The organism is Rhodococcus sp. P-2 (assembly GCF_016598535.1).
GTDB classification, from domain to species: domain Bacteria; phylum Actinomycetota; class Actinomycetes; order Mycobacteriales; family Mycobacteriaceae; genus Rhodococcus_F; species Rhodococcus_F baikonurensis.
Genome location: NZ_CP066779.1, coordinates 2,724,298 through 2,744,767 on the forward strand (window position 1 = coordinate 2,724,298; position 20,470 = coordinate 2,744,767).

15 protein-coding genes and 2 tRNA genes are annotated in these 20,470 nt (G+C 63.0%); 14 read left to right on the forward strand and 3 right to left on the reverse strand.

The window, feature by feature from the left end; translation table 11 throughout:
- Window positions 1–113: 113 nt before the first annotated feature.
- The 11 genes from I7X09_RS13065 to I7X09_RS13115 all read left to right on the forward strand — a co-directional run bounded on the left by I7X09_RS13065 (window position 114) and on the right by I7X09_RS13115 (window position 14,249).
- Window positions 114–1,025 (forward strand): metal-dependent hydrolase, encoded by a 912-nt coding sequence (locus I7X09_RS13065; RefSeq protein WP_003942578.1) that lies wholly within the window; start codon window positions 114–116, stop codon window positions 1,023–1,025.
- Window positions 1,025–2,146: a PDR/VanB family oxidoreductase gene (locus I7X09_RS13070; RefSeq protein WP_095969667.1), complete on the forward strand. Its 1,122-nt coding sequence runs from the start codon at window positions 1,025–1,027 to the stop codon at window positions 2,144–2,146. The genes I7X09_RS13065 and I7X09_RS13070 overlap by 1 nt, the downstream gene beginning before the upstream one ends.
- A gap of 27 nt (window positions 2,147–2,173) precedes the next feature.
- Window positions 2,174–3,097, forward strand: coding sequence for an alpha/beta fold hydrolase (locus I7X09_RS13075; protein ID WP_007729179.1), 924 nt, complete (start codon window positions 2,174–2,176; stop codon window positions 3,095–3,097).
- A 197-nt stretch (window positions 3,098–3,294) separates the two neighbouring features.
- Complete coding sequence (gyrB, locus tag I7X09_RS13080; RefSeq protein WP_003942515.1) at window positions 3,295–5,331, forward strand: DNA topoisomerase (ATP-hydrolyzing) subunit B; 2,037 nt, start codon at window positions 3,295–3,297, stop codon at window positions 5,329–5,331.
- An 87-nt stretch (window positions 5,332–5,418) separates the two neighbouring features.
- Window positions 5,419–7,950, forward strand: a complete 2,532-nt coding sequence (gyrA, locus tag I7X09_RS13085) for a DNA gyrase subunit A (protein ID WP_095969316.1) — start codon at window positions 5,419–5,421, stop codon at window positions 7,948–7,950.
- Window positions 7,950–9,326, forward strand: a complete 1,377-nt coding sequence (locus tag I7X09_RS13090; RefSeq protein WP_200317185.1) for a DUF3566 domain-containing protein — start codon at window positions 7,950–7,952, stop codon at window positions 9,324–9,326. The genes gyrA and I7X09_RS13090 overlap by 1 nt, the downstream gene beginning before the upstream one ends.
- Window positions 9,327–9,401: 75 nt before the next feature.
- Window positions 9,402–9,475, forward strand: a tRNA-Ile gene (locus I7X09_RS13095).
- A 176-nt stretch (window positions 9,476–9,651) separates the two neighbouring features.
- Window positions 9,652–9,724, forward strand: a tRNA-Ala gene (locus tag I7X09_RS13100).
- A 283-nt stretch (window positions 9,725–10,007) separates the two neighbouring features.
- Window positions 10,008–11,117 (forward strand): baeRF11 domain-containing protein, encoded by a 1,110-nt coding sequence (locus I7X09_RS13105; protein WP_200317187.1) that lies wholly within the window; start codon window positions 10,008–10,010, stop codon window positions 11,115–11,117.
- Between the two features lie 62 nt (window positions 11,118–11,179).
- Entirely contained in the window at window positions 11,180–12,844 is a 1,665-nt protein-coding gene (locus I7X09_RS13110) for an alpha/beta hydrolase (RefSeq protein ID WP_200317189.1), read from the forward strand.
- A gap of 127 nt (window positions 12,845–12,971) precedes the next feature.
- Window positions 12,972–14,249 carry a lipase family protein gene (locus I7X09_RS13115; protein WP_095969319.1) on the forward strand — a complete coding sequence of 426 codons (1,278 nt, stop codon included), beginning with the start codon at window positions 12,972–12,974 and terminating at the stop codon, window positions 14,247–14,249.
- 57 nt (window positions 14,250–14,306) lie between these two features.
- Here the strand turns inward: I7X09_RS13115 and I7X09_RS13120 are convergent, their stop codons facing one another.
- Window positions 14,307–14,759, reverse strand: a complete 453-nt coding sequence (locus I7X09_RS13120) for a hypothetical protein (RefSeq protein WP_206029279.1) — start codon at window positions 14,757–14,759, stop codon at window positions 14,307–14,309.
- A gap of 90 nt (window positions 14,760–14,849) precedes the next feature.
- Here I7X09_RS13120 and I7X09_RS13125 point away from each other — a divergent pair, with 90 nt between their 5' ends.
- Window positions 14,850–15,377: a peptidylprolyl isomerase gene (locus I7X09_RS13125; RefSeq protein WP_007729190.1), complete on the forward strand. Its 528-nt coding sequence runs from the start codon at window positions 14,850–14,852 to the stop codon at window positions 15,375–15,377.
- 17 nt (window positions 15,378–15,394) lie between these two features.
- Window positions 15,395–16,339, forward strand: a complete 945-nt coding sequence (locus I7X09_RS13130) for a rhomboid family intramembrane serine protease (RefSeq protein WP_200317192.1) — start codon at window positions 15,395–15,397, stop codon at window positions 16,337–16,339.
- 50 nt (window positions 16,340–16,389) lie between these two features.
- Here the strand turns inward: I7X09_RS13130 and I7X09_RS13135 are convergent, their stop codons facing one another.
- Window positions 16,390–16,917: a lipoprotein LpqH gene (locus I7X09_RS13135; RefSeq protein ID WP_095969323.1), complete on the reverse strand. Its 528-nt coding sequence runs from the start codon at window positions 16,915–16,917 to the stop codon at window positions 16,390–16,392.
- A 304-nt stretch (window positions 16,918–17,221) separates the two neighbouring features.
- Here I7X09_RS13135 and I7X09_RS13140 point away from each other — a divergent pair, with 304 nt between their 5' ends.
- The gene (locus I7X09_RS13140; RefSeq protein WP_095969324.1) at window positions 17,222–18,565 is read left to right on the forward strand and encodes an MFS transporter; all 1,344 of its coding nucleotides are present in this window, start codon (window positions 17,222–17,224) and stop codon (window positions 18,563–18,565) included.
- Here the strand turns inward: I7X09_RS13140 and I7X09_RS13145 are convergent.
- Window positions 18,556–20,421 (reverse strand): helix-turn-helix domain-containing protein, encoded by a 1,866-nt coding sequence (locus I7X09_RS13145; protein ID WP_166810388.1) that lies wholly within the window; start codon window positions 20,419–20,421, stop codon window positions 18,556–18,558. The two genes, I7X09_RS13140 and I7X09_RS13145, sit on opposite strands and share 10 nt — an antisense overlap.
- Window positions 20,422–20,470 lie beyond the last annotated feature (49 nt).

The following is a 20,470-nucleotide window of genomic DNA, read 5'->3' on the forward strand; positions in this document are numbered from 1 at the left end:
CCAGGCCCTGGTTCTACCTATTACTTCGTGTTACAGTTAAAACTCGCTAGTGAGTGAACTGTGTCACAAGGCTGTCGTTCCCTACCGATCGGCAGGCATGAAGGAGTAGCTAGATGTCGCAGAAGATATCGACACCCGCTTCGTCGTTCGCCGAGCCGGATCACATCCTGTTGCAGGCTCGCAATGTCGAGTTCGACTGGTCCGATCTACCCATGCACTGGATTCCGGGCGATCCGTTCAGCACACACGTTCTCAACGTGCTCCATCTTCTTCTCCCTGCCGGTGAGGAATGGTTTGTCGAGACCTTCAAGGAAGCTCTTCCTCTCATCGAGGACGAGAAACTCCGTGAAGACGTCGTCGGATTCATCGGTCAAGAGGCGATGCACTCCAACGCGCACTCGGGCGTCCTGGTCCATCTCAAGGAAAACGGGCTCGATCCGACGCCGTACACGCAGCAGATGGAGTGGACCTTCTCGAAACTGCTCGGACCGCGTCCGATGACAGGACTGCGTGCCGAGAATCACCTGGTGGAGCGCTTGGCGATCATCGCGGCCATCGAACACATCACGGCTTTCCTCGGTGACTGGGTGCTCAACGCCAAGGGGCTCGACAAAGCCGGTATGCACCCGACCATGCTCGATCTGCTCCGCTGGCACGGCGCCGAAGAGGTCGAACACCGCTCCGTCGCGTACGACGTGATGCGCTACTTCGACAAGCGCGAGACACGCCGCATCCGAACGCAGATCGTCGTCACGCCGGTACTGGTGTGGCTGTGGATTCGTGGCACCAGGTTCCTCATGCGCAACGATCCCGAACTGGCCGCTCAGGCTCCCAGCCGTCGACGCCCTCACCTGTCCGATTTCATCGCGGCGGGTAAACGAGGCACGGTTCCCACGTCGTTCGAGCTGGCCAAACGGATGTCGACGTACTTCAGCAAGTCGTACCACCCCAGCAAAGAGGGCTCGACCGCCCAGGCGGTGCAATACCTGGCGTCGTCACCCGCAGCGCAGGCGGCCGCACGGTGATTTCACTCTCGAGGGTCAAGGACGTCATCTCCGGTCACGACGGGTTGCCGCGTTTTCCGGCGCCACCCGATCTGTCCGGCAAGAGCCGTCCCGACCGCGCCATGCGCATCACGGAATTGTTGGCGGACAAGTACCTTCGGGTGTTGACGGCCTACGACTACAACCCCGAGATCGCGGGCCACAACCCCGACACGGCCATGACCATGGTGGTCACCACGCGTGAGGTGGTGGCCACCGACGAGAACGTCGTTCGCCTCCGTTTCGAATCTGCCGACGGTTCAGCGATCCCGCAGTGGCATCCGGGTTCGCACTTGGACTTCCATCTACCTTCGGGTCTGCGGCGGCAGTACTCGCTGTGCGGCGACCCTGCCGATCGCACGGGATACAGCGTCGCGGTGCGCCGAATCCCCGACGGCGGTGGCGGTTCCATCGAGATGCACGCCCTGCAGCCCGGCGAGCACGTCACTGTTCGCGGCCCTCGTAACGGATTCCCGTTCGTCGGAGAAGGTAGCGCTCTGTTCGTTGCCGGTGGCATCGGCATCACGCCGATCATCGCAATGGTCCGTGCAGCAAGAGAATTGGGAATGGACTGGTACTTCGTGTACTCGGGCCGCTCCCGTGAATCCATGCCGTTCCTCGACGAGATCGCAACCTGGGATCCCGAGCGTGTCTTCGTGCGTCCGGACGACGAGTTCGGATTGCCCACCACCGCAGACCTTCTCGGGCGAGCACCGGTCGGCGGTGCCGTGTACTGCTGTGGCCCGACGCCCATGCTCGACGCCGTCCGCCGGGGTTTCCGCGATACACCATCCACTGCTTTGCATTTCGAGCGGTTCGGGGCTCCGCCGGTGATCGACGGCAAAGAATTCGAAGTGCAGCTGGTCAATTCGGGACAGGTGCTCACCGTGCCCGCCGACGAGTCCGCGCTCGACGTCATCAAGAAGACGTTGCCCGGTGTCGGGTACTCGTGTCAGCAGGGTTTCTGCGGAACCTGTCGCGTGAAGGTGCTCGCGGGTAAACCCGATCACCGCGAAAGGCGTCTGACCGACACCGAACAGGAAACGGAAATGCTCATCTGCGTATCCCGTTCCGACGGTGGACGTCTCGTTCTCGATCTCTAGATATTCCCGACTCCGAAGGGTTCGACAATGTCGAAGCACTCTCCTGTCCATGCCGTGACCGCGCGTCGTGTGACCAACGGTTCCGTCAGCCTGGCTGTGTTCGAGCAGGGCAAAGCGGACGGCGAGACCATCGTCCTGGTGCATGGTTGGCCCGACACCCATGAATTGTGGAACCGCATCGTGCCGTTGCTGGCGGACGATTTCCGCGTCGTCAGCTACGACAGCCGCGGGGCCGGCGAGAGCACGATCCCCTCGAGGGTGCAGGACTACCAACTGAGCGCACTGGCCGGCGATCTGTTTGCCGTCATCGACGCGGTCAGCCCCGGCAAGCCGGTGCACGTCCTGGCGCATGACTGGGGGTCAGTCGAAACCTGGGAAGCGGTCTGCGAGCCGGGTGCCGAGGAGAAGATCGCGTCGTTCTCGTCCATCTCGGGCCCGAATCTCGATCATCTCGGCAAGTGGATCCGGGCGAGCGCGTCCAAGCGTCGTTTCCTCGGTCCGGCGGCGCAGGGAATCGCGTCGGCCTACACCGTTCTGTTCCAGATTCCGGGCCTCTGCACGCTTCCGTTGCGTCTGTGGTTCTCCAAGCACTGGCCGGCATTTCTGGGCTTCTTCGACGGTCTGGACCCCCGTGTGGTCAACACCGCGCCCACCATCGCGGACGACATGGTGAACGGACTCAAGCTCTATCGCGCGAATATCCGGCCGTCTCTCGGCAAGCCGCGGGATCGGTACACGGACGTGCCTGTTCAGCTCATTTTGAACAAGTACGACAAAGCCGTTCGTCCGGTGGGATACGAAGACACCGAAAAATGGGTCTCCGACCTGCAGCGACGTGAAATTGCCGCGGGACACTGGTCGCCGTTTTCACATCCGGGCGAGGTTGCCGAACATGCGCGGGCATTTATCGCGAGCCTGAGAGAGCGTCGCTCGGAGAAGCAAAGTTCCTAGCGTTTCACCTTCAGGGGATCGTAAAAATTCGTCTGCGGCGCAGCCAGGGGTGTCATTGGCCGCTTCTAGTCGGTGCTTACCAGTAAGATGGTCAACGGTAACTAGCGGCAACATTCTCGAACCCGCTCCGACGACACCCGCAAGGGCTTGCTGACGGCTGCGCTCGAGTATTGACGGAGAAGGAGAGCTACCCACCCGTGGCTGCCCAGAAGTCAGATACAAGCACTTCCAGCAAGGACTACAACGCGTCGTCCATCACCGTCCTCGAGGGACTCGAGGCGGTACGTAAGCGTCCAGGCATGTACATCGGTTCCACCGGTGAACGCGGCCTGCACCACCTCATTTGGGAGGTCGTCGACAACTCGGTCGACGAGGCGATGGCCGGACACGCCACCAAGGTCGAGGTCACCCTCCTCGAAGACGGCGGAATCCGCGTCATCGACGACGGCCGTGGCATCCCGGTCGGCATGCACGCCTCCGGAGTACCCACCGTCGAGGTCGTGCTGACCCAACTGCACGCCGGCGGCAAGTTCGACTCCGACTCCTACGCCGTCTCCGGTGGTCTGCACGGCGTCGGTATCTCGGTGGTCAACGCGCTCTCCACCCGACTCGACGTCGACATCAAGGTCGACGGCTACCGGTGGCAGCAGACGTACACCGATTCCAAGCCGGGAGAGCTCGTACAGGGCGACCCGACGAAGGAGACCGGCACCACCGTCAGTTTCTGGGCCGATCCCGAGATCTTCGAGACCACCCGCTACAACTTCGAGACCGTTGCGCGTCGTCTGCAGGAAATGGCCTTCCTCAACAAGGGCCTGACCATCACGCTGACCGACGAGCGCGCCGAGGTCATCGACGACGAAGCTGCCGAGGTGGCCGAGGCTCCCAAGTCTGCTGCCGAAGAAGCCGAAGAAGCTGCTCAGGCAGCGCCGCGTAAGTCCAAGACTCGCATCTACCACTACCCCGGTGGACTCGAGGACTACGTCCGGCACATCAACAAGAGCAAGACCCCGATCCACAACTCGGTCGTGGGATTCACCGCCAAGGGCACCGGCCACGAGCTCGAGGTCGCGATGCAGTGGAACTCCGGCTACTCGGAGTCCGTGCACACCTTCGCCAACACGATCAACACCCACGAGGGTGGTACCCACGAAGAGGGCTTCCGCGCCGCATTGACCGCAACGGTCAACAAGTACGCGCTCGAGAAGAAGCTGCTCAAGGACAAGGATCCCAAGCTCACCGGTGACGACATCCGTGAGGGACTCGCGGCCATCATCTCGGTGAAGGTCGGTGAACCCCAGTTCGAGGGTCAGACCAAGACCAAGCTCGGCAACACCGAGGTCAAGTCCTTCGTGCAGAAGGCGTGCAACGAACACCTCGCGCACTGGTTCGAGGCGAACCCCGCCGACGCGAAAACCATTGTGAACAAGGCTGTTTCGTCGGCGCAGGCCCGCGTCGCCGCACGTAAGGCGCGTGAGCTGGTCCGTCGTAAGAGCGCGACCGACCTCGGTGGCCTGCCAGGCAAGCTCGCCGATTGCCGCTCCAACGATCCGGAGAAGTCCGAGATCTACATCGTGGAGGGCGACTCCGCAGGCGGCTCGGCCAAGTCCGGCCGAGACTCGATGTACCAGGCGATCCTCCCGCTTCGCGGCAAGATCATCAACGTCGAGAAGGCGCGTATCGATCGCGTCCTCAAGAACACCGAAGTCCAGTCGATCATCACCGCGTTCGGCACGGGCATCCACGACGAGTTCGACATCGCCAAGCTGCGCTATCACAAGATCGTGCTCATGGCCGACGCCGACGTCGACGGTCAGCACATCGCAACGCTGCTGCTCACGCTGCTGTTCCGCTTCATGCGGCCGCTCGTCGAGCACGGCAAGGTCTACCTCGCGCAGCCGCCGCTGTACAAGCTCAAGTGGCAGAAGGGTGCGCAGCCGGAATTCGCGTACTCCGACCGCGAGCGCGACGCGATGGTCAAGGCCGGCCTCGAGTCCGGCAAGAAGATCAACAAGGACGACGGCATCCAGCGCTACAAAGGCCTCGGCGAGATGAACGCCAAGGAGCTGTGGGAAACCACGATGGACCCGACGGTGCGCGTTCTGCGTCTCGTCACGCTCGACGACGCGGCTGCTGCCGACGAGCTGTTCAGCGTGCTGATGGGCGAAGACGTCGAAGCACGACGCAGCTTCATCACCCGCAATGCCCGGGACGTTCGTTTCCTCGACGTGTAGGGCCTGCAGCCCTGTGCGCGGTTGAGGAGTCCCTGGACTCCCTTTCCGCGCACAGGGGCTTGCCCCCTCTTTTAAGAAAGTGAGCTCATGACCGACACCACGTTGCCACCGGACGGTCCGCAACACGACCGGATCGAACCGGTCGACATCCAGCAGGAAATGCAGAACAGCTACATCGACTACGCCATGAGCGTCATCGTCGGTCGCGCTCTGCCGGATGTCCGCGACGGACTGAAGCCGGTGCACCGCCGCGTGCTCTACGCGATGTACGACAACGGATATCGCCCAGACCGCGGATACGTGAAGTCTGCCCGACCGGTCGCCGAGACCATGGGTAACTACCACCCCCACGGCGACTCCTCGATCTACGACACGTTGGTCCGTATGGCCCAGCCGTGGTCACTGCGTTACCCGCTCGTCGACGGTCAGGGAAACTTCGGTTCCCGCGGCAACGACGGCGCAGCCGCCATGCGTTACACCGAGTGCAGGCTCACGCCGCTCGCGATGGAAATGCTGCGCGAAATCGACCACGAGACAGTCGATTTCACCCCGAACTACGACGGCAAGACGCAGGAACCGACGGTTCTGCCCAGCCGTATCCCGAACCTTCTGATCAACGGTTCCAACGGCATCGCCGTCGGTATGGCCACCAACATTCCGCCGCACAACCTGCGTGAAGTTGCCGAGGCCATCTACTGGGCGCTCGACAACTTCGAAGCGGACGAGGAAGCCACCCTCGCGGCCGTCATGGAGCGCATCAAGGGACCCGACTTCCCGACGCACGGGCTCATCGTCGGTGGACAGGGCATCCAGGACGCCTACACCACCGGCCGTGGCTCCGTTCGTATGCGCGGCGTCGTCGAGATCGAAGAAGATGCCAAGGGCCGCACCACGATCGTCATCACTGAGCTGCCCTACCAGGTCAACCCGGACAACCTGATCACCTCCATCGCCGAGCAGGTTCGTGACGCCAAGATCGGTGGCATCTCCGACATCCACGACGAGTCCTCGGACCGCGTCGGCATGCGCATCGTCGTCACCGTCAAGCGTGACGCCGTTGCCAAGGTCGTGCTGAACAACCTTTACAAGCACACCCAGCTGCAGACCAGCTTCGGCTGCAACATGCTCTCCATCGTCGACGGAGTGCCGCGCACGCTGCGCCTCGACCAGATGATCCGTCTGTACACGGCGCATCAGCTCGAGGTCATCGTTCGTCGTACCAGGTACCTGCTTCGCAAGGCACAGGAGCGCGCCCACATCCTGCGCGGTCTGGTCAAGGCCCTCGACGCTCTGGACGAGGTCATCGCCTTGATCCGTGCGTCGCAGACCGTCGACATCGCTCGCGCCGGATTGATGGAGCTCCTCGACGTCGACGAGATCCAGGCCGACGCCATCCTCGGAATGCAGTTGCGTCGTCTGGCCGCCCTCGAGCGTCAGAAGATCGTCGACGAGTTGGCCGAGATCGAACTCGAAATCGCGGACCTCGAAGACATTCTGGCTCGCCCGGAGCGTCAGCGCGCGATCGTTCGTGACGAGCTCAAGGAAATCGTCGACAAGTACGGCGACGACCGTCGTACCCGCATCATCGCCGCCGACGGAGACGTCAACGACGAGGATCTGATCGCCCGCGAAGACGTTGTCGTCACGATCACCGAGACCGGCTACGCCAAGCGCACCAAGACCGATCTCTACCGCTCGCAGAAGCGCGGCGGCAAGGGTGTTCAGGGTGCCGGCCTCAAGCAGGACGACATCGTCTCGCACTTCTTCGTCACCTCGACGCACGACTGGCTGCTGTTCTTCACCACGAAGGGCCGCGTCTACCGCGCGAAGGCTTACGAGCTGCCCGAGGCGAGCCGTACCGCTCGCGGCCAGCACGTTGCCAACCTGCTGGCCTTCCAGCCGGACGAGCGCATCCAGTCCGTCATCCAGATCAAGACGTACGAAGACGCGCCATACCTGGTGCTCGCCACTCGCAACGGTCTGGTCAAGAAGTCCAAGCTCACCGACTTCGACTCCAATCGCAGCGGTGGCATCGTCGCCATCAACCTGCGTGGTGAGGACGAACTGGTCGGCGCTGTTCTCTGCTCCGCCGACGACGACCTGCTCCTGGTCTCGGCACAGGGCCAGTCGATCCGCTTCTCTGCCACCGACGAGGCACTGCGTCCGATGGGCCGCGCCACTTCCGGTGTCCAGGGCATGCGTTTCAACGGCGACGACGAGCTGCTTTCGCTCAACGTCGTTCGTGAAGGAACGTTCCTCCTGGTCGCCACCTCGGGCGGTTACTCCAAGCGAACCGGCATGGAGGATTACCCGGTGCAGGGTCGCGGCGGCAAGGGTGTACTCACGATTCAGTACGACAAGAAACGTGGCACTCTGGTCGGTGCGCTCATCGTCGACGACGACGACGAGCTGTACGCGATCACCTCGGGCGGCGGCGTCATCAGGACGGCTGCCAAGCAGGTTCGTAAGGCGGGACGCCAGACCAAGGGCGTGCGTCTGATGAACCTCGGCGAAGGCGACACACTGCTCGCGATTGCGCGCAACGCCGACGAGCCCGAAGAGCTCGCTGCAGAGACCACCGACAACGCAGACAATGCCGATGGAGCTAAGGAGTCCTAGTGAGCACTCCCAACCAGCCGGGCAGTGACCGGAAGAGCGAAAGCCCTTCAGGTCAGGTGCCACCGAAGCCGGAGCAGGCAACTGCTCCGGCGGGGCCGCAGACCTCGAAACCTGCAGCTCCAGCGGACGGCGGACCCAAAGCTTCCGAGGCAGCTCCGGCGCCCAAGGCACCGGAGCCGCCTCGCGGCCCGTCGGATTCGGCTCAGAAGCCGGCGGCTGCGGCTCCCGAGGCTGCGGGTGCGGCCAAGGGACAGGCTCCTTCTGCTCCTTCTGTGGCTCCGGCTGCGCCGGTAACTCCGGCGAAGGGTGATGGTCAGGCTCCGCCGCAACCGGTTGCCAATCAGGCTCGTGGCAGCCAGGCACCGCCGTGGCAGCGCGGACCCCAGCCGTCAGGCCAGCCCCAGGGTCAGCCGTCTCAGGCGCCGAAGGCTCCTGCTCAGAACCCGAGTGCTCAGAACCCGGCTGTTCAGAACCCAGTCAAGGCTCCGGCACCGCAGAACCAGGTTCCGCAAAGTCAGCCGCAGACCAACATCACGCGCCCTGCCGGCGCTGGTGCCCCTGCGGGTCGACCGGCAGCTCCGGCCGGGGGTAAGCCGCCTACGGGTCCGCAGCGTCCTGCCGCGGCCGGTCCGGCGCAGGGTGGCCCGGCGCAGAGTGGCCCGGCTAAATCTCCCGCACCGAAGGGACAGCCGCAATCGGGCCGACCCACCGGTGCGCAGCCGGCACGTCCCGTCGTGACAGGAACGGCAGCGGCTGCAGCTACCGGTGGTATCGCCGGTGCGGCAGCCGCCAAGAGCAACGCGCCGACGGTCGCAGCCAAGGCAGTTGCACCCGCGGGCGCAGATCCGAGGGCTGCAAATCCGAAAGCAAAAGCCGCAGCGATCGACGGGCCCACCCGGCACATCGATCGTAAGGATCTGCCGAAGGACATGCCTGACCTCTCCGAGGCCAAGCATCCGTTGCCTGCTGCGGTGAAGGGTGAGAAAACTCACGCCGGACCGGCTTCGGTCGTCGACGGTGCGCCGCTGCGCGCAACGGTCCAGATCCGTCGGATCGACCCGTGGTCCACGCTCAAGATCACCTCCGTGATCTCGGTGTCGCTGTTCTTCGTGTGGATGGTGGCCGTCGGACTGCTCTACGTCGTCCTCGACGGTATGGGCGTCTGGGATCGCCTGAACAACGCGTTCACCGACATCGTTGCCGACGGCGGCTCGGACGGTCTGGTGACGGCCGGCCAGGTGTTCGGCTACGCCGCGCTGATCGGTATCGCGAACATGGTGCTTTTCACGGCGCTCGTCACGATCGGATCGTTCATCTACAACCTCTGCAGCGACCTGGTTGGCGGCGTCGAGGTAACTCTCGCCGACCGCGACTGACCTGCGAAAACATTGCTCCGCCGGGCCCGTTTTGGTGTCAGCGGCCCGGTGGGGTAATCTTTGGAATCGGTTCAGGGGCCTATAGCTCAGGTGGTTAGAGCGCTTTACTGATAATGAAGAGGTCGGAGGTTCAAGTCCTCCTAGGCCCACTCCCATGTGCCGAAGAAGGGTTGCTGGAATGAAGGTTTTCCTGCTTGTCGGGGCCGGAATTCTGGTAGCTCTCGGGGTCACCAAGCTGATCAAAAGTCAGCGCGGAGACAAGGTTTGGCACGATTTGGAAACAGGATAGAACCTAGGTACTCTGACTCCGGTCAGAAAACCGAACGGGGCCTTAGCTCAGTTGGTAGAGCGCTGCCTTTGCAAGGCAGATGTCAGGAGTTCGAATCTCCTAGGCTCCACAGTAAGAAAACACCCTCCCGGGATCCGGGAGGGTGTTTTTGTATCTCCACCCGCCGTTTGTCGACCCTCTGTTTGTCGACCCACCGACGGTCTCGTGGCCCTCCCCCTTTTGAGCGAACGGCACTTTCGGCGCACTGGAGGCGATGAACATGCCGTTCGCTCGGAGTGGGGTGGCTAGAACCGCGCCCACTATGGACCGTTCGTCCCGAATTCTCCGGAAAGTCTAGTGGTCATAACCAGCCGGGCGTAGCGTGAGGAGAACCCAATTTCAGGAGGTTCGTAGTGCTTCACAACGACATTCCCAGCCACGGTGAAATTGCCGCACTCGCGGAGGTGGAAGGGCCCACCTGCATCACCATCGTGACTCCGACTGAAGATGCGCCGCAGGATCACGACAAAGCGCGCATCGCCTTCAAGGACCAGGTCCGCTCGGCACTCGCGTCGGTGGAGGATCCGGCCGAGCGCAAACTGTTCGAGGCCGAATATGCAGAGCTCGACGACGACGACGATTTCTGGCGCTTCCAGTCGCGCTCATTGGTCACGTACGCGACGCCGGAGCGTCTGGTGACCTTCCGCCTCCCCAACCGTCTGCAGGCGCTCAAAACGGTCAGCGATCGGTTTCATCTCAAGCCTCTGCTCCGTTCGGTGACCTTCCCCCAGACGGCGTTTGTTCTCGCTCTCGCCGAAGGTTCGGTGCGATTGATCGAGATCGCCGCCGATCAACCGGCTGACGAGGTTCGTGTTCAGGGAATGCCGAAGAACGCTGCGGATCACGCGGGTAAGTCCTCGATCAACAGCCGAACTGAAGCCGGTCGGCTCTCGGGTTCGGACAGCCGAAAGCTGCGCGTAAATCAGTACGCCCGCGCAGTCGATCACGAGGTTCGCGGTGTGCTCGCCGGCCGTGACGTCCCCTTGATCCTGGCTGCTGCGGAACCCATCGCGTCGGTGTACCGCTCCGTGAACTCGTACCGCCACCTGGTCGACAAAACCGTCGAGGGAAACCCGGAAGCCTTGTCGACGCAGGAAGTGGCGGACGGTTCGCGTCCTGCGCTCGACGATTTCCACGCCGAGCAGCTCGCGGCGGTGCGTGACACCTTCAACGTGCGCACCGAACAGGGACGCACTCAAACCGACGTAGCCGACGTGGCCACCGCCGCGACCTACGGCCAGGTCGACACCGTTTTCATCGACATCGATTCCGTCGTACCCGGAAGTCTCGATCCCCAGACGGGCGCTCTCACGACCGGCGAGTCGACCAACGGAAGCACCTACGGGGTCGTCGACGAGATCGCTCGTCGTGCGCTCCTGACGGGTGCTCGGGTACTCGCTGTACGCGCAGAGGACATTCCGGGCGGCGGCGCAGTTGCCGCGATTTTGCGCTTCGCCCCGTAAACAGACTGGACGCGTGTGCGCCTCGTGACCTTATTCGGGCACGGGGCGCATACGATTCCGGCATGAAACGTGTGTGGGAACGGCTGCGCCTCTATTGCAAGACGCTGCATCCGGTCGGGCTTGCCTTTGCTCTGGTCTTCTTCACCTGGTCGATGAGTCCCTCCCTGTTGCCGCGCGCGTGGTACCTGCAGGGCGTTGCGACAGGCATCTCGCTCGCGATGGGATACGGCGTCGGCGTGACGGTTGCCTGGATGATCCGCAAGTGCGGCGTCGAACCGCAGTGGTCGGATCGCACCAAGAAGATCGGCTGGCGAGTCCTGTTGGCCGCGGCCGTCATTCTTGTTCCGACGTTCTTGGTCCTCGGTTCGTGGTGGCAGCAGATCGTCCGGGATCTTGTCGAAGCTCCCCGCGCCAATCAGGCGAATTACCTTCTGGTGCTTATGATTTCGCTCGGCATCTGGTTCATCCTGCTCGAGGCCGGTCGCGGTCTTCGGTTCACCACCAACAAGCTCACCGCAGTCGCACTTCGGTTCGTTCCCCTCGAGGCGGCGAAGGTCGGCAGTTTGATCGTCATCTTCGCGCTCGGCATCTTCATCGTGAACGGTGCGCTGTACAACGGGTTGATTGCCTTCGCGAACTGGAGTTTCTCCGGTGCCGATCACGAAACACCGGACGGCGTCGAGCAACCCATGATCGCCGAGCGCAGTGGTTCGCCGATGTCGGCGGAAGCCTGGGATTCCCTGGGCCAGGAGGGGCGCACCTTCATGGGCAGCGGTCCCACCGCAGCCGAGATCTCTGCGCTGACCGGACGTGAAGCGAAACAACCCATCCGCGTGTACGCCGGACGTGAATCCTCGGACTCGATCAACGGTGTTGCAGAGCGCGTCGTCGACGAGTTGGAGCGCACAGGCGGCTTCGACCGCGGAACTCTCGCAGTCGTGACGACCACCGGTCGTGGTTGGGTGAACGAGGACGTCGCGTCGGCGTTCGAGTACGTCGAGGGCGGCGACACGGCGATCGCGTCGATGCAGTACTCGTTCCTTCCGAGTCCGTTGGCCTTCATCGCAGACCGCGAGACGCCGATGATCGCCGGGCGGGCACTCTTCAACGCGGTCTACGCCAAGTGGATCGACCTGCCCGTGGAGACGCGGCCGGAGCTGGTTGTCTTCGGTGAGAGCCTTGGCTCCTACGGTGGCCAGGCCGCATTTGCCGGCGCCCAGGACATGATGACGCGCGTCGACGGCGCACTGTGGGTCGGAACCCCCAACTTCACTGCCCAATGGCAGGAAATCACGGACAGTCGCGACTCGGGGTCGAAGGAAATTCTGCCGGTGATCGACGGTGGACGCGCCATTCGGTTTGCCGGTGATCCGGAGGATCTGGAGCTGAAGTCGGATTGGGACGACGATCGCATCGTGTACTGGCAGCACGCCAGCGACCCGATCACGTGGTGGTCCTTCGACCTGCTGCTCAACAAGCCGGATTGGCTCAAGGAACCGCTGGGCCGCGACGTGGATCCGGGAATGACGTGGGTGCCTCTCGTGACCTTCTGGCAGGTCACCCTCGACATGGTCTTCTCGGCGGACGTCCCGTCCGGGCATGGTCACAATTACGGCGAGGATGCAGCGGACATGTGGGCCAAGATCCTGCATCCCGAGGCCTGGACCTCGGCTGATACCGACAAGCTTCGTGCGCTGCTGACCACCAATCTGGAGCCCACGAAGTAGTCGTAAACGGTTGTAATACAGCCTCTTAAGGCGAAAACCTCACGAAAAAGTGTTACGTGAGGTATGTGTTACTCTGCGTTCGCTGTGTGCCAAGTCACAGCGCAGGCGAACGTGGGGAGATCGAAACGTGAAGAGCAGAGCATGGTGGGCGGCCGGGGTCTCCGTCGCAGCACTGGTCATGGGTGCTGTGACGGCCCCCGCCGCAATGGCTGAACCGGCGGATTTCTACACGCCGCCGTCCGAGCTCCCGGACGGTGCCAACGGAGATCTCATCAAGAGTGAGCCGTCACCACTGCTGCTGAGCGTGCCCGGATCGAATGGTGCATGGCCGGCAACCGCCACCAAGATCATGTACCGAAGCGAGGACGCCAAGGGTGCCCCCGTTGCCGTGACGGGCACCTATCTCGAACCGTCGAATCCGTGGACCGGGCAGGGGGCGCGTCCACTGGTTGCCGCAGCGGTGGGAACGCACGGACAGGGCGATCAGTGCGCACCGTCCAAGCTGTTCAACACCGGCATCGAGTACCAGTTCCCGACGGACGTCATGGTCGGCTACGAGTCCATCTGGGTGAACACGTTGCTGCTCAACGGCATTGCCGTCGTAGTCACCGATTACGAGGGCCTCGGGACTCCGGGCGATCACACCTACGTCAACCGTGAAGCCGAAGCACACGCGGTTCTGGACTCGGTGCGCGCCGCGCAGCAACTCCCGAACACGAGCATCCCTGCCGACGGCCCCGTCGGACTGTGGGGTTACTCGCAAGGTGGAGGAGCTGCCGCTGCCGCAACGGAATTGAAGCCGTCGTACGCTCCCGAGCTTGATCTCAAGGGCACCTACGCAGGTGCACCGCCCGCCGATCTGGCGGCGACGCTGCAGCAGGTCGACGGCACGTTCCTCACCGGAGTGATCGGCTACGCGCTCAACGGGATCCTTGCGCAGTACCCCGAGGTTCAGCCGCTGCTCGACGCCGAGATCAACGATCGTGGCCGACAGATGTTGGCCGCCACCAAGAACCAGTGCGTCGCCGAAAGTGGATTGCAGTTCGGCTTCCAGCAGTCGTCGAGCTTCACCAATTCCGGTGAATCACTGTCCGCGGTTCTGGCCCGTCTGCCCATGGCGCAGGCGATCCTCGACGAGCAGAAGATCGGCAAGCTGACGCCGGAGTCGCCCGTGCTGATTCAGCATGGCCGCTCCGATGACATCGTTCCGTTCGGCCAGGGACAGCAACTGGCGCGAGACTGGTGCGGTAAGGGCGCAACGGTGCAGTTCTCCGTCAACGAGCTGCCCCCGATCATTCCGGGCTTGGCAATCAATCACGCGACGCCGTACCTGGTGGGCACCCCCGAATCCGTCGGGTACATGATCGATCGCTTCAACAACGTCCCGGCACCGTCCAACTGCTGAACGTGAACATCGAAAAGCCCCGGAACGCAATATGTTCCGGGGCTTTTCTCATGTCGACTAAGCGGTCTTTTCGGCCGAGTTCTCCTCGAGGCGAGGGGGTGCGGAAGCGACCGGCGGATGTTCGCGTCGGCGGCTCTTGAAGAACACCGCGCCGCCGATCACCGCGACACCGGCGATGACGAACACGGTGACGCGCTTGCGGCCGCGAGGCTTCTCGGTGCGTTCCGCGGACTTGGCGGGGATGGCCTTGGCGCGCTCGACGCCCTTCTTGGCGAGGACTTTGCCCTGGCGACCCAGGAACAACCCGACCTGCCCGGCGCCGCGAGCAACCGAAGTGGCGACCACCGCAGCGATGCGGCGAGCGTTGTCGGCTGCCTCGGACTCTTTGATACGAGCCGCTGTCTCTTCGAGGTAGGCGGCAGTCTCGTCGAAGGTGTCCTCGACGCGGGCGCGCGCGTGATCGAAGGTGTCGGGCAACTGCGTGCTGAGGGACTCGGTCACTCGTGTCATGACTTCACTTTGCCACAACGGGGAGGCGGGGACAGGGAGAGTTTTGCGGGGCGACATCCGCGAGAACGTCGGCAATGGCACGATGGTGGTGTGACTTCAACTCATCAGACCGCAACCGCAACGCTGCACACGAACCGCGGCGACATCAAGATCGCTCTGTTCGGCAACCATGCGCCGAAGACCGTCGAGAACTTCGTCGGCCTCGCCGACGGCTCGAAGGAGTACACCACCGCAAACGCCGCCGGCACCAAGACCGGCCCGTTCTACGACGGTGCCATCTTCCACCGCGTCATCGACGGCTTCATGATCCAGGGTGGCGACCCCACCGGCACCGGCACCGGCGGCCCGGGCTACAAGTTCGGTGACGAGTTCCACCCGGAACTGCAGTTCGACCGCTCCTACCTGCTGGCCATGGCTAACGCAGGCCCGGGAACCAACGGCTCGCAGTTCTTCATCACCACCGGCCCGACGCCGCACCTGAACCGTCGCCACACCATCTTCGGTGAGGTTCTCGACGACGATTCCAAGAAGGTTGTCGACGCTATCTCCTCGACCGCCGTCGATCGTGGCGATCGTCCGGTCGAGCCCGTCGTGATCAACAGCATCACCATCTCCTGAACAGGTAAAACAAGCAGATGACGAACCCCGGTTGGGGCGGCGGTGCGAGTGAGGGCATCCCGCCCCAACCGCGGTGCGTCCGCCATCCAGATCGACCTACCGCACTTTCCTGCAATCGTTGTGGACGCCCGGCGTGCCCGGACTGCCTTCGCGAGGCGGCGGTGGGATACCAATGTGTCGACTGTGTAGCTGCCGGTCAACGCGATGTCCGTCCCGTTCGGGGCGTCGCCGGAAACACCGTGAGCCCCACCCGAGCGGTCCCGGTCGTGACGTACACCTTGATGGGGCTCAACGTCCTGGCTTTCCTCGCGACCTTCGCGCAGTCGCGAAGCATCATGAACAATCAGGTCGGCTCGTCGATCTTCGCGAACTGGGCACTCAATCCGGGTCTGGTCGCCAGCGGTGACTGGTTCCGGCTCATCGGCTCCGGGTTCCTGCACTTCGGCATCTTGCATCTCGCGGTCAACATGTACGCGCTCTACATCCTGGGGCGCGACACCGAAATCGTGATGGGCCGCTCCCGGTACATCGGCATCTACCTGGTTTCGCTTCTCGGCGGTTCCGCCTCGGTGATGGCCTTCCAGCCGGTGTTCTCTTCGCTCACGGCCCTGTCCTGGACTGCTGGGGCGTCGGGTGCGATCTTCGGCATCATGGGCGCACAGGCCGTCCTTCTCCTGCGTTTGCGTCGAAGCCCGATCCCGATCATCTCGGTGATCGCGATCAACGTGATCATCAGCATTTCGCTGCCCGGGATCTCGTTCTGGGGTCACGCGGGAGGCCTGGTGGCCGGTGCCGCAACGGCAGCTGCCTTCCTGTACGTCCCGCAGTGGTTGGGCGCCGGCGAGAACCGAGTGAAAGCAGTGCGGATCGGCTGGATCGCTTTTGGTGCCGTCACCGTGGTGACAATCGGAGTCATCGTGCTCCGCGTCGTCCAACTGCGCGAACAGTTGGGGATCAGCTAGCAAGAATCGTGCACCTGAGTACAGGTGCACGATTCTCCTGCTTCTATCGTTCAGCCGCCGATGACGGACTCGCAGGCGAACGTGATCTCGAAGCTCGACGTCTCCGTCGGGTTGCTCCCGTCCCGGGCGCCGATTCCCTCGCCCGTCACCACGAAGGTATTGCCGTCCTGCTTGGCACTGGCAGACCCGCCGGGCAGACCCGGTGCGAATCCGGCGGTGTACGGCAGACCGTTCGATCCACCCTCGCTCCCGGCGATTCCAGCAGTCTGAACCGTGCCGGATTCATCGATGATGGCCGAGACGGTCAATACGCCGTAGGTCGCATTTTCCGCGTCGAGCAGTGTCATCACTGTCGTGCCGCCGTCCTTTGCGCACTTCGTCTCGAATTTGGCGTCAAGTGCCTTCCCACCGACGCTGACCGAGGACGTAGCGGACGAAGCGCCGGTAGCGGTCTTTTCCGAGTCAGTCTTGTCGGAGTCGCTGCCGCAGGCGGCGGTGAAAAAAGCGACCGCCGCGATGGTGGCAGCGACTGCGGTGGAGGACCGGCGGGTCATCGTGGTCCGAACCAACTTCGTCATGTTCTGTCCTTCAAGTCATGCGGTGCGTGCGCACTTGCTCCGGCTATTTCGCCGACAACACTAGCCACTGACTCGATGCCAGTAGCTCTAAACCCGCAGCTCAGACGGTTTTGTCGCGTTCGACTGTTCAAGGACGTTCGTCGGGCTGCCGGGAATCATTTGCCGGATCGTCGGGAGTAATCGCACATGCGGGGACGGCTTCTGTAGAGATTGTCCACATAGGTTGAGCTCGGTGGTGCTTCTACTGTGGCTTGAGTCACTTCGTTGATAGCACCGCTGACCTTTTCCGAGGAGTACCCCTGCCATGACCTCCACCGATAGCACCACCACTGACGGTGGGGTTGCACCGAGCGAGATCGAATCTCGCGTGGTGAAGAAGGTAGCGCGACGGCTGATCCCCTTTCTGATCCTGCTCTATTTCGTGAACTATCTGGATCGTACGAACATCGCCTTCGCCAAGCTCACCATGAGCGCCGACCTCGGGATGACCGAGACCATGTTCGGCCTCGCCTCCGGACTCTTCTTCGTCGGCTATCTACTGTTCGAGGTGCCGAGCAACCTGGCCCTGCACCGCTTCGGCGCCCGGCTGTGGATCGCGCGCATCATGCTCACCTGGGGCATCCTCGCCGCTGCGCTGGCATTCGTGCCCAACGTGGGCAGCCTCTACTTCCTGCGCATCCTGCTGGGAATCGCCGAGGCCGGCTTCTTCCCCGGAGTTCTTCTCTACCTGACCTTCTGGTTCCCGAAGAAGTACCGCGTACGCCTGATGGGCTTGTTCCTGCTGACGCTTCCGCTCTCGTCGGCGCTCGGCGCCCCGCTCTCGGCCGCCATCATCCAGTACGGCGACGGTCTGTTCGGCCTGGCCGGATGGCGCGTGATGTACCTGATCGAGGGCCTGCCCGCCGTGATCTTGGCATTTGTCGTCTGGTTCTACCTCACCGATCGTCCCGCCGACGCCAAGTGGTTGACCCTCGAGGAGCGCACCTGGCTGATGAAGTCGATGGCCGACGAGGAGAAAGAACTCGGCGACGCCGGTCACCAGTCTGCCGGCAAGACCCTGCGTGATCCCCGCGTCATCGGGTTCGGTCTGGTCTACTTCGGAATCACCTATGGCCTCTACGCTTTGAGCTTCTTCCTGCCGAGCATCGTCGCGGGATTCAAGCAGACGTTCAATACTGATTTCTCGCTCGTCGAGACGGGTCTGATCGTGGCCGTCCCCTACGCGATCGGCGCTGTCGCGATGGTGCTGTGGAGCCGCCATTCCGACAAGACGGGTGAACGAATGTGGCACGTTGCAGCACCGACGCTCCTGGGTGCGGTATCCATTCCGATTGCGCTGTATCTGGATTCACCGTTCACCGTCATGATTGCGGTCTCGCTCACGGCCGTCGGCGTCCTGTGCGCGCTCCCCGTCTTCTGGTACCTGCCCACCACGTTCCTGACGGGCGCCAGCGCGGCTGCGGGTATCGCGATGATCAACTCGATCGGCAATGCGTCGGGCTTCGGCGCTCCGTACATCACCGGCTGGCTCACCGATGTGACCGGAAATGCCAAGGCAGGTTTGTGGGTGGTGGGCGCCGTGATGCTCTGCGCCGCAATCCTTGTAGTGGTTCTGGCCAAGCGATCGAGCAAGCCCGCTCAGATCTGACCGAGTTTCCCCGCACTGGCGCGCAGCCGGATCAGGAGCGCAAGATCGAGCGCCTGGTCCGGCTGACGCCACTGTGTGCCGATCAACCGGTCGATCGATTCGAGGCGTTGATACAGCGTGTTGGCGTGAATCGCGAGCGCTGCGGCGGTCGCGGAGTGCTTGCAATTGTGCGACAGGTACGACGCGAGGGTGTCCAATAGCGGAACGCCGCGTCGCTGCTCCTCCTCGAGGAGTGGGCCGAGGGAGCGCTGCGTGAGTGCTTCCAGTTCTTCGCGGCCGGTGCGGCTGAGCAGAATTCGGTAGATGCCGAGTGAACTTGCCGGTTCCACGTGTGAGGCCCGCCCGAGCGTCTCGAGGACGTCGACAGTGTGCTGCGCCTCGACATAGGCTCGCGCCAGACCTTCCGCTCCCACCGCGGGATCGGCGATTCCGACGGTTGGGTTCTCCGCCGGCTGCACCCACGCCGCCGCGACCTCTGCCGGTGACATTCCGGGAATCAATGCGATGACCCGTGAACCATGCTCGGCAACAACAGTTCCCGAGGGAAATGCAATTTCCTCGATACTGCGACGAGTACGGTCGACGGCGTCTGCCGGGCGGGCCACCACGACAGTGTACGAGCGGTCGGGGTTGAGCCCGGCCAGGCGGAACTGGCCGGTGACCTCGGCCGGCGTCGGCGCTGGCCTGGTGATCAGATCGACCAGAAATGCGTCGCGTGCTCGACGGGTGGCTTCCCGGGCCGCCCGTTCACCGACCAGCGCCAGCGCAATGGCCGGGGCCGACCTTTCGAGTGCCAATCTCATGGCGGCGGTGGGTTCTCGGCGCGAGAGCAGGAACAGAACCCCGAGTTGGTCACCGGCACTGCGCACTTCGGTGGCGAACAGGAACTGCTCACCGACGATGAGCGTCACTTCCTGCTCGCGTCGGTCTGCAGCGAAGATGTCGAAAACTCGACGAACACTCTCGCTCACCCGTTGCAATCCCGGTGGAATCTCGGATGTTCCGGTCACGAAGAACACCGGCGAACCCGTCGACGCCGAGGTTTCTTCCACGAGTTCACGGACTCCACCGCCGCGCAGGACAACTTGTGTGAGCGAGCGGTCCCAGGTCAGTGTCTGTTCGAGAAGTGCTGTGCGCTCGGCAAGTTCGGTGTTCGCTGCATTCACTTCTGCAACCGTCGCGCGATAGCGCTCGAGAGAACGGGCATTCTCGATCGCCACCGAGGCATGAGCTGCGAGGGCGGACAGCAACGCAACTTCCTCGTTGCCGAATCGGCGCTCCTGACGTTTGCACGCGCACAGAGCACCCAGAATCTTGCCGTTCAACGTCAGTGGCACGGCCAACAGGCCGCGCATGTTCTCGGCCCGTGCTGCGTCGTCGGCCGGCCCGATGTGTGCAAACGACGGATCGTTGCGATAGTCCGAAGACCAAGCAGGAGAGGAGTTCTCGACCACACGGCCGATCAGACCTTCGCGGAACGGAACCGTGAGGCCGAGCAACTGCGACGTATACGCCCCGCTCGTGACTTCGATGATCAAGATGTCGTCATGAATGAGAGCAAGGTACGAAAGGTCGACGCCGAGTAGTCGTTTGGCCTGATCCACGATCTCCTGCAGGAGGGCGTGGTGATCGTGCATCGTGGTGAGCAGCGACGCGATGTCGTTGAGCGCCCCCAGTTCGGTGGCGCGCTGTCGGCGCTGAGCCAGGAGACTTCGTAGTTGAAGCGCCGATCGGGCTTCTCGCTCGATCTCGGCAGCGGCCTCCGGGGCTGACCCGGCGGCCAATTGATCGCGATGCTCGATCAGTTCCTCGGTGGATGCCTCGGCCAGGAGAAGCTGTAGCCAGTTCTCGTGCATCGGCACTCCCTTGTCAGACGAACGGCGAGTATGGAGAGAACGTCCATAC

Coding starts and splice junctions, on each gene's coding strand:
- I7X09_RS13065 (WP_003942578.1), top strand. CDS start 114: ATGTCGCAGAAGATATCGACACCCGCTTCGTCGTTCGCCGAGCCGGAT.
- I7X09_RS13075 (WP_007729179.1), top strand. CDS start 2,174: ATGTCGAAGCACTCTCCTGTCCATGCCGTGACCGCGCGTCGTGTGACC.
- gyrA (WP_095969316.1), top strand. CDS start 5,419: ATGACCGACACCACGTTGCCACCGGACGGTCCGCAACACGACCGGATC.
- I7X09_RS13110 (WP_200317189.1), top strand. CDS start 11,180: ATGAAACGTGTGTGGGAACGGCTGCGCCTCTATTGCAAGACGCTGCAT.
- I7X09_RS13120 (WP_206029279.1), bottom strand. CDS start 14,759: ATGACACGAGTGACCGAGTCCCTCAGCACGCAGTTGCCCGACACCTTC.
- I7X09_RS13130 (WP_200317192.1), top strand. CDS start 15,395: ATGACGAACCCCGGTTGGGGCGGCGGTGCGAGTGAGGGCATCCCGCCC.
- I7X09_RS13135 (WP_095969323.1), bottom strand. CDS start 16,917: ATGACGAAGTTGGTTCGGACCACGATGACCCGCCGGTCCTCCACCGCA.
- I7X09_RS13140 (WP_095969324.1), top strand. CDS start 17,222: ATGACCTCCACCGATAGCACCACCACTGACGGTGGGGTTGCACCGAGC.
- I7X09_RS13145 (WP_166810388.1), bottom strand. CDS start 20,421: ATGCACGAGAACTGGCTACAGCTTCTCCTGGCCGAGGCATCCACCGAG.